The 7,853-nt window shown below is 43.7% G+C and carries 9 protein-coding genes; 3 read left to right on the top strand and 6 right to left on the bottom strand.

What is annotated here, in order from left to right; genetic code table 11:
• Nucleotides 1–97: 97 nt before the first annotated feature.
• The 4 genes from ACEW8F_RS09895 to ACEW8F_RS09880 form a co-directional block, all read right to left on the bottom strand.
• Nucleotides 98–1,912, bottom strand: a complete 1,815-nt coding sequence (locus ACEW8F_RS09895) for an AAA family ATPase (protein WP_373483310.1) — start codon at nt 1,910–1,912, stop codon at nt 98–100.
• Nucleotides 1,878–2,096, bottom strand: coding sequence for a hypothetical protein (locus ACEW8F_RS09890; RefSeq protein ID WP_373483309.1), 219 nt, complete (start codon nt 2,094–2,096; stop codon nt 1,878–1,880). Before ACEW8F_RS09890 ends, ACEW8F_RS09895 begins: the two co-directional genes overlap by 35 nt.
• Nucleotides 2,097–2,175: 79 nt before the next feature.
• Nucleotides 2,176–2,466, bottom strand: coding sequence for a hypothetical protein (locus tag ACEW8F_RS09885; RefSeq protein WP_373483308.1), 291 nt, complete (start codon nt 2,464–2,466; stop codon nt 2,176–2,178).
• A gap of 3 nt (nt 2,467–2,469) precedes the next feature.
• The gene (locus ACEW8F_RS09880; RefSeq protein ID WP_373483307.1) at nt 2,470–2,673 is read right to left on the bottom strand and encodes a helix-turn-helix domain-containing protein; all 204 of its coding nucleotides are present in this window, start codon (nt 2,671–2,673) and stop codon (nt 2,470–2,472) included.
• Nucleotides 2,674–2,823: 150 nt separating this feature from the next.
• Between ACEW8F_RS09880 and ACEW8F_RS09875 the strand changes: the two genes are divergently transcribed.
• The 3 genes from ACEW8F_RS09875 to ACEW8F_RS09865 all read left to right on the top strand — a co-directional run bounded on the left by ACEW8F_RS09875 (nt 2,824) and on the right by ACEW8F_RS09865 (nt 4,724).
• Entirely contained in the window at nt 2,824–3,222 is a 399-nt protein-coding gene (locus ACEW8F_RS09875; RefSeq protein ID WP_373483306.1) for a helix-turn-helix domain-containing protein, read from the top strand.
• Between the two features lie 95 nt (nt 3,223–3,317).
• Entirely contained in the window at nt 3,318–3,500 is a 183-nt protein-coding gene (locus tag ACEW8F_RS09870; RefSeq protein WP_373483305.1) for a helix-turn-helix domain-containing protein, read from the top strand.
• Between the two features lie 138 nt (nt 3,501–3,638).
• On the top strand, nt 3,639–4,724 hold the full coding sequence (locus ACEW8F_RS09865; protein ID WP_373483304.1) for a tyrosine-type recombinase/integrase: 1,086 nt from the start codon (nt 3,639–3,641) through the stop codon (nt 4,722–4,724).
• A gap of 63 nt (nt 4,725–4,787) precedes the next feature.
• On the opposite strand, the gene guaA is transcribed toward ACEW8F_RS09865, so the two are convergent.
• Both guaA and guaB read right to left on the bottom strand, forming a co-directional pair.
• Complete coding sequence (gene guaA, locus ACEW8F_RS09860) at nt 4,788–6,335, bottom strand: glutamine-hydrolyzing GMP synthase (RefSeq protein WP_373483303.1); 1,548 nt, start codon at nt 6,333–6,335, stop codon at nt 4,788–4,790.
• An 8-nt stretch (nt 6,336–6,343) separates the two neighbouring features.
• Entirely contained in the window at nt 6,344–7,801 is a 1,458-nt protein-coding gene (gene guaB / locus ACEW8F_RS09855; RefSeq protein ID WP_373483302.1) for an IMP dehydrogenase, read from the bottom strand.
• Between the last annotated feature and the right edge of the window lie 52 nt (nt 7,802–7,853).

The raw sequence follows: 7,853 nt of genomic DNA, 5'->3' as shown, positions 1-7,853 counted from the left end.
GTCGCTTAACCCTGTAAATTTCGATTAGCTGTTTTGGGCCATTGTTCGGATTTTTTGATGGCTTGTTTACCATGCCATTTTTTATTCATCCTAATTTTTAAAAAATATGAAATTTACTATTGACTTTTATTAGCTGGTCTTCTTTTTCACCATCTTCCAAGGTCTGCAAAATAAATTCTTTCGCACCATCCCTTTCTGGTGCTGCTCTAGTGTTTTGGACTTCAGCTGAAACAAAGTCACGATCTTTTTTATCCGTATAAGACTGAAATTTTACAACTTCATCCTCAATAATGTAGAGCACGGTATTAGCAGTCATTGAATAGTTTGATTTCTCATGACTTAAATACCTGATCTTATCTTCATTGGTTTCACCCGCCATCAATACAGATCGGCTAATATCCCAAATATCGGCGCTGTCTGCCATTCGTTTTCTACCCCATACCCCGCTTTGCTTATTGGCATGGACGATAATAATAAAAGTCGCACCATATTTTTCACCATAACCAACCAAAGGTGACAAGCATGATCGCATGGCATTTCTCTCTCCCATTCTTAATTCAGGAGGGATAAAAGCTTGTATCGGGTCAAAAACTACCAACGCTGGCCGGTGTTCTGCAATAAGCGCTTCCAGAAAAGGGCTATTAAATTTGATATCTTTGAACCGGTCATCTGCAATGTCAATTGAAAATATATTCTCAAGATTTGCGCCGTTTTTTCTCAATCGCCTTTTTAAAACATGTTCATAAGAATCTTCAGCTGAAAAAAACAATACTTTCTGAGGTCCACCAGCCAAATGACTAGATAAGCTATCACCATCTAAAAGAAATGCCCGTCTACCAGAGCTGACAGCTGCAGCAATGGCACACCAGAGTGTTGTTTTTCCGGCACCTCCATCACCAGCCATTGTAGATATCTGGAACTTTGGTATATAACCCTTAATCAGCCATTCCGGTTCTTTTTCTTTTGCGCTTGCCATACTGACCATTTTTAAACTTTTCGGCTTATGAGGGGCCTTTTGCTGCCCCTGTACCGTCACAACTTCGGCGCCGCTTTCAGTAAATGCTACACTGTAATTCTCTTTTGGTGTATAAACGGCAGTACAATCTGCAATAGCTTTCTGGATCGTCCGATTACCATAGGTACCAAATGTGCTTTCTTTTCGATCCCACTTATCACGCATCAATTTTGATTCTCTGAAAATCTGATCCATCAAATCTGGATCTTTACCGGTCCAAAATGAAAGCATGTTGCAAAATCCGATGTCATTTGAACTTTCGTCCTCACTTAAACCCATTCCATGAAAATAATTAAAGAACTTTTCACATTGTGCAGACCTTTGTACAATAGAATATATTTCCTGAGGAATTCTATTACAAGGCGGGTTGTAAGTTTGGTCGCTCCCAACCGGCTTGCCCCCCTGTGGAAATAATTCCTCAAACAGCTCCATGATCTCTGTTCCCCGGTGCTCTACGGGCTTCAGATCTCCATAGACATTAGCGGTAACTGTGAAGTAGCGGCCTGATTTATAAATCTCTACTCCTTTTTCGGTGTGCTTTCTGCCTTTTTCCGGGATATCACCATACACAAATATATGAAGCCCGGTCCCTGAAGGACTAATCTCGGTGTAACTGTTCAACCGTTCGACTATCGACCTGGCTTCTTTCGATAACAGCCCGATTTCATCAATGCAGTGATCGATATCAATCCCCACAATGCTATTGTCATTGAACTCAAAGCCGATACCGTCATAATCTTTAACCATCGCTAAACACTGCTCAAAGGTTCCCCAGGTCGATGCTTCACCGGCCTTTGCGCCGTAACCAGTATTAGGATTGACAGGCATTTTTCCCTTTCTTAAAACCCAATGAGGGAGATTTTTAAGGTCTTCCGGTATGTTCCGATAATCTGTCACTCTCTGCTGCCCCCTCAAACCCGTAGTATTTTTCAGCGAAAAATCTTCTCGATACCTTACCGGCGATTGTTATATACCCCTGTGACTTAAGCTCTTTATTGAGCTCCCGAATAATCGCATAGCCCTTGCCCGTACTCACACCCATAGCTTCAGCTACCTCAGGCGCCGTGATGAAACTTTTCATTTTCTCACCATCCTATCTATTTAAATTTCATTGCACTTTTCCAATAGCCCGGTTCTGCCGGAATCAATAACGAGTGCTATTACACTTTTCTGATCCAGCACTCCACGCAACCCATAACGTCACAGATTTCAACTGGGTTATAAACCTCGTAGCCAAATGCACAAGGGCAAGCCGTATATGCCTTAATAGTCAGATCGATTTCAATCTCAGGGTGTTCCTGGTGAAGCTTTTCCAGAAATGTCATGGGTTGTTCTTCCAGTTCTGATAAGAAATTCAATAGATCCTGTTCCTGATCGCCGGCAACGCTGCTGCTCTGGACGATGTCAGATAATAGTTCCAGCATTTCCTGCCTGGATAAATCGTATTTCATGGGTTAGGCCTCCTTTTCTTCAAGCAGTTCGCTATAATCAACGCCTAGAGCCGTTGCTATTTTAATTACTGTTTCAACTTTGCATCTTTTACCGTTGACAATTGTGGACAAATTCCCACGGGACATCCCCGTTTTTTCAGCAAGTTGGAGCTGGTTCAAACCCTGCTTTGCCATGACGACCATGATCTTGATTTTGTCTATTCGCATTTCATCACCTCCTCAACACGAAACTTAATGTTTTTTTATATTAGAACACTAAGTTTCGTTATTGTCAATACATATTTTGTGCAATATCATGTTTTTGTGTTTACAAATGTTATCTTTCATGTTTTAATGTGACATAGAAAGGAGGGAAATATGGGAATAGGAATAAATATAAAGTCAATTTTAAAAATAAAAAAAATGACGGTAACCGATTTGGCAAATGAAACAGATATACCTGTAAATACTCTCTATTCAATGATCAAACGAGATAAAAACGATGAAAAATTTGATACCATCATGAAAATTAGAGAAGCCCTAGGCGTAAGTCTTGCTGAATTAGTTGGCGAAGAAAACATGGGGCAGTATGTTAGAGACATTAAGAAAGAATTAGGCGATTATGACTGGTCAGTCGAAATGGAGGACGAATTATATAAACTTAACTCTGATGGTAGGAAGAAAGCCGTTGAATTAGTAGAGCTGTTAACAAAAATACCTGAATATTCAAGGCGAGCTGTTTATGATGACATTTGCGAATCTGAAAGAGAAGATTAGACTCTTCCCCAAAATCTAAAGGAGACCTCAATTGTGATGGACCTCACGAGCCCTTACGGCTTGAATTAATGGAAGGAGTAAAGGAGGTAGTCAAAATGCCGAATATCGTAACCAAAACAGAGGCCTGTAAAATCTTACATCTCAGCCCACAACGGATAGAACAGTTTTCGAAACACCCTGAATTTCCAGGCGTGCGGATCGGCAGAAAATGGGTCATTAATGCAGACTTGCTGTGGGAATTTTTACAAATATGGAAAAAAGAGCACCCAAACGGGTGAGTCTTCAACCAATCCTTTAACGAAAAAAAGCCCCTGAGTTACCAGCTCAAGGACTTTTCCAACTTTGAAAGTTGTATATTTGTTACACAACCAAATTATACCACTTTCAGCAATAACAAACAAGAAAAGAGGTATATTATGTCAGCTACATTTGATGAAAAAGCCGGCACCTGGACCGCCCAATTTTACTACACAGATTATACTGGCACCAGGAAGAAAAAGAAGAAGCGGGGTTTTCCACTTAAGCGTGAAGCCCTGGACTGGGAGCGAACATTCCTGGAAAAACAGCAAGCCGATCTGACCATGGTTTTCTCGTCCCTGGTGGAATTATATTTTGAGGATATGAAGCATCGGCTCCGGGAATCCACAATAAGTAATAAGAAATTCCTCATCGATTTGAAAATCACGCCTTATTTCGGCAAGATGCCACTTAACCAAATTAAGGCAACCGATGTAAGGAACTGGCAAAATCAATTAATCAGCTATAAAGATGTCAATGATAAACCATACGCCCAAACCTACCTAAAAACAATCAACAATCAACTTGTGGCCATTTTTAATTATGCGGTGAAGTATTATGACCTGAAAGCAAACCCGTGCCATAAGGCCGGATCAATGGGAAAAAAGAACGCTGAAGAAATGGAGATCTGGACAACAGAAGAATTCAACACCTTCATCACTTATTTTGATGAACGGCCAGAGGTGGGTACCGCCTTTAATGTGTTTTATTATACAGGGTTACGTCTTGGCGAACTGTTGGCTTTAACTGTGGCCGATATTGACACCACAAGCGATTTTATCCGGGTGAACAAGTCCAAACAAAGGGTTGAGGGAAAAGACCTCGTAACACCGCCCAAGACCCCTAAAAGCACCCGTACAATCACGATACCAAAGTTCTTATCAATCCAATTAAGCCAGCACATAAAATCTATTTATGACTGTGCCGATGAAACAGAGGTATTCCCGTATAACAAGGGCTTTCTCACCAATGAAATGGTAAAAGGCTGCAAAGCCACCGGCGTTAAAAAGATCCGGCTCCACGATCTGAGACATTCCCATGCCTCATTGCTGATCGACCTGGGTTTCTCCCCGCTGCTGATCGCTGAAAGATTGGGCCATGAAAAGGTTGAAACCACCCTCAATACTTACAGTCATTTGTACCCAAATAAGCACGGTGAAGTTGCTGAAAAATTGAACGATTTGAAAAAAATAGAGCCAAATTAGAGCCGCTGAAAATTTTAAAGCCCCGCGAATCCCATTAATAAGGGAAACGCAGGGCTTTGTTTTTTATTCCCACTCAATTGTAGAAGGTGGCTTACTCGTAATGTCATAAACAATCCGGCTGACATGCTTCACTTCATTAACAATGCGGGTCGAGATGCTTTCTAACACATCAAAGGGAATCCGCGCCCAGTCGGAGGTCATGCCGTCAACCGAGGTAACGGCTCGCAGGCCGATGGTATAGTCATAGGTTCGTTCATCACCCATAACCCCGACACTGCGATTTCCCGGCAGGACCGCAAAGTATTGCCAGATTTCTTCATCCAGGCCAGCTTTGGCAATCTCGTCCCGGAAGACAAAATCGGCTTCTTTTAAGATATCCAGTTTTTCTTTGGTGATATCGCCCATCACTCGGATGGCCAGACCTGGCCCCGGGAAGGGTTGTCGCCAGACCAGATCATGATCCAGTCCAATTTCTTCGCCCACTGCTCGAACCTCGTCTTTAAACAGGTTTCGCAGCGGTTCGATCAGTTCAAAATTCACATCATCCGGCAGTCCGCCAACGTTATGATGACTCTTAATGACCGCTGCATTTTTAGTGCCGCTTTCGATGACATCGGGATAGATGGTTCCCTGCAGCAGAAAATCAATATCGTTGAGCTTGCTGGATTCTTCCTCAAAGACGCGGATAAATTCCGTGCCGATGATTTTTCGTTTTTGCTCCGGATCACTGACGCCTGCCAATTTACCAAGGAAACGATCTTCGCAGTTCACCCGGATAAAGTTCATGTTAAAGCGGTTTTTAAAGATCGCTTCAACCTGATCGCCTTCATCTTTTCGCAGCAGCCCATGATCGACAAAAATACAGGTCAACTTGTCGCCTATCGCCTGGTGAACCAGGGTGGCTGCAACCGAAGAATCAACTCCGCCGCTGAGAGCACATAACACCCGACGGTCGCCAACCTGCTTCTTAATCGCTTCAATCTGTTCCTGGGCAAAGTTGTGCATGGTCCATAAACCTTCGCATTCACAGACATTATAAATAAAGTTATTTAAAACTTCTTTGCCATATTGGGTATGTTCCACTTCGGGATGGAATTGCACCGCATAGAGCTTGCGTTCATGACATTCCATCGCGCCAGTGGGACAGGAGTCGGTAGTAGCGGTGATTGTGAATCCTTCCGGAATCGTCTGGATATAGTTGGTGTGACTCATCCAGCAGGTTGAGCCGTCGGGAATATCTTTAAACAGCACCGAATCTTTTTCAAAATTCAGCGCTTTTTTTCCGTACTCACGAATATCGGCCGAATCCGTGACGCCTTTTAGCTGCTCGGCCATCAGCTGAGCACCGTAGCAGATCCCTAAAATTGGAATCCCCATGGTATAAATTTCCGGATCACATTGTGGTGCTCCCTCTTCATGGACACTGGAAGGTCCACCGGTGAAGATAATGCCCTTGGGATTTTTCTGGCGAATCTCATCGGGGGTAATATCATAGGGGACAACCTCAGAATACACTCTGGCTTCACGGACCCGTCGGGCGATGAGCTGATTGTATTGTGCTCCAAAATCCACAATGAGAATAATTTCATCTTGGTAATGCTTTGTTATCATAAATTCTCCTAAAATTGCGCGCTATTGTAGTTAGGTGATTCTTTGGTGATGGAAATATCATGAGGGTGACTTTCGATCAGACCGGCACTGGTAATTTTCATAAACTGTGATTTCTCTCTTAAATCCTTGATCGTTGGGGTTCCGCAGTAACCCATCCCCGAACGGAGCCCGCCAACTAATTGGTAGACCGTATCGGCCAGTGGTCCTTTGTAAGGAACCTTTCCTTCAACCCCTTCCGGAACCAGTTTTTTCTGGCCTTCCTGGAAGTAACGGTCAGAGCTGCCATCTTTCATGGCCCCTAAAGAGCCCATCCCGCGGTAGGTTTTAAAGCTGCGGCCCTGGTAGATAATCGTTTCGCCCGGGCTTTCGTCAGTACCGGCGAAAAGACTCCCAATCATAACCACATCCGCACCGGCGCCAATGGCTTTTACCACATCACCGGAATACTTGATCCCACCATCAGCAATAACGGGAATATCGTACTCTTTGGCGACTTCAACGACATCTAAGATAGCGGTGACTTGAGGAACCCCAATCCCGGCGACTACCCGGGTTGTACAGATAGAGCCGGGTCCAATCCCGACTTTAAGGGCATCAACGCCAGCTTCGATTAAATCTTTGGCGGCTGCTCCGGTGGCAATATTTCCGACGATCAGTTGAACATCGGGATATTTTTCTTTGATCGCTTTGACCGTTTTAACCACCCCGATGGAGTGACCATGGGCGGTATCCACGACGATAACATCGGCCTGAGCTGCTACCAGCGCATCGACCCGTTCAAAGGTGTTGCTGCTGATGCCGACGGCACCGCCAACAATCAGCCGACCGCGATAGTCTTTGGCGGCGTTGGGATATTTAATGCTCTTTTCAATATCTTTTATGGTGATCAAACCTTTTAGATTGTTTTCCGAATCCACAATGGGAAGCTTTTCGATCTTGTATTGTTTCAAAATGGCTTCCGCTTTTTCCAGGGTGGTGCCCTCTTCAGCGGTAACCAGGTTTTCTTTTGTCATCGCGTCTTTGATTTTTTTTCTCGGATCACTTTCAAAACGCAGATCACGGTTGGTGATGATTCCCACCAATTTGCCTTCAATGGTAATCGGAACGCCGGAAATACGATAGCGGGCCATCAGCTCCAGAGCATCCCCGATATTATGTTCCGGTGACAGAAAAAACGGATCAACGATAACCCCGTTTTCTGAACGCTTAACCTTGTCAATTTCAAAAGCCTGTTCTTCTATGGTCATATTCTTATGAATAATCCCGATACCGCCTTCTCTTGCCATGGCAATGGCCAGCCGTCCTTCGGTGACCGTATCCATGCCGGCGCTCATAATGGGAATATTCAGGGCAATTTTTTTTGTCAGACGGGTGCCGGTGTTGACGTCCCCTGGCAACACTTCTGATTTTCCTGGGATTAACAATACATCATCAAAGGTAATGCCTTCCTTTAATATCTTCTCCAACCTTGTACTCCTTTCGAATTCAACTCTCGCTTAGATACAAAAAAAGCAGACA

The sequence above is a fragment of the Acetobacterium sp. genome (assembly GCF_041752335.1).
Taxonomy (GTDB): domain Bacteria; phylum Bacillota; class Clostridia; order Eubacteriales; family Eubacteriaceae; genus Acetobacterium.
The sequence above is the reverse complement of the archived record's forward strand: the minus strand, read 5'-3'. Positions and strand labels throughout refer to the sequence as shown.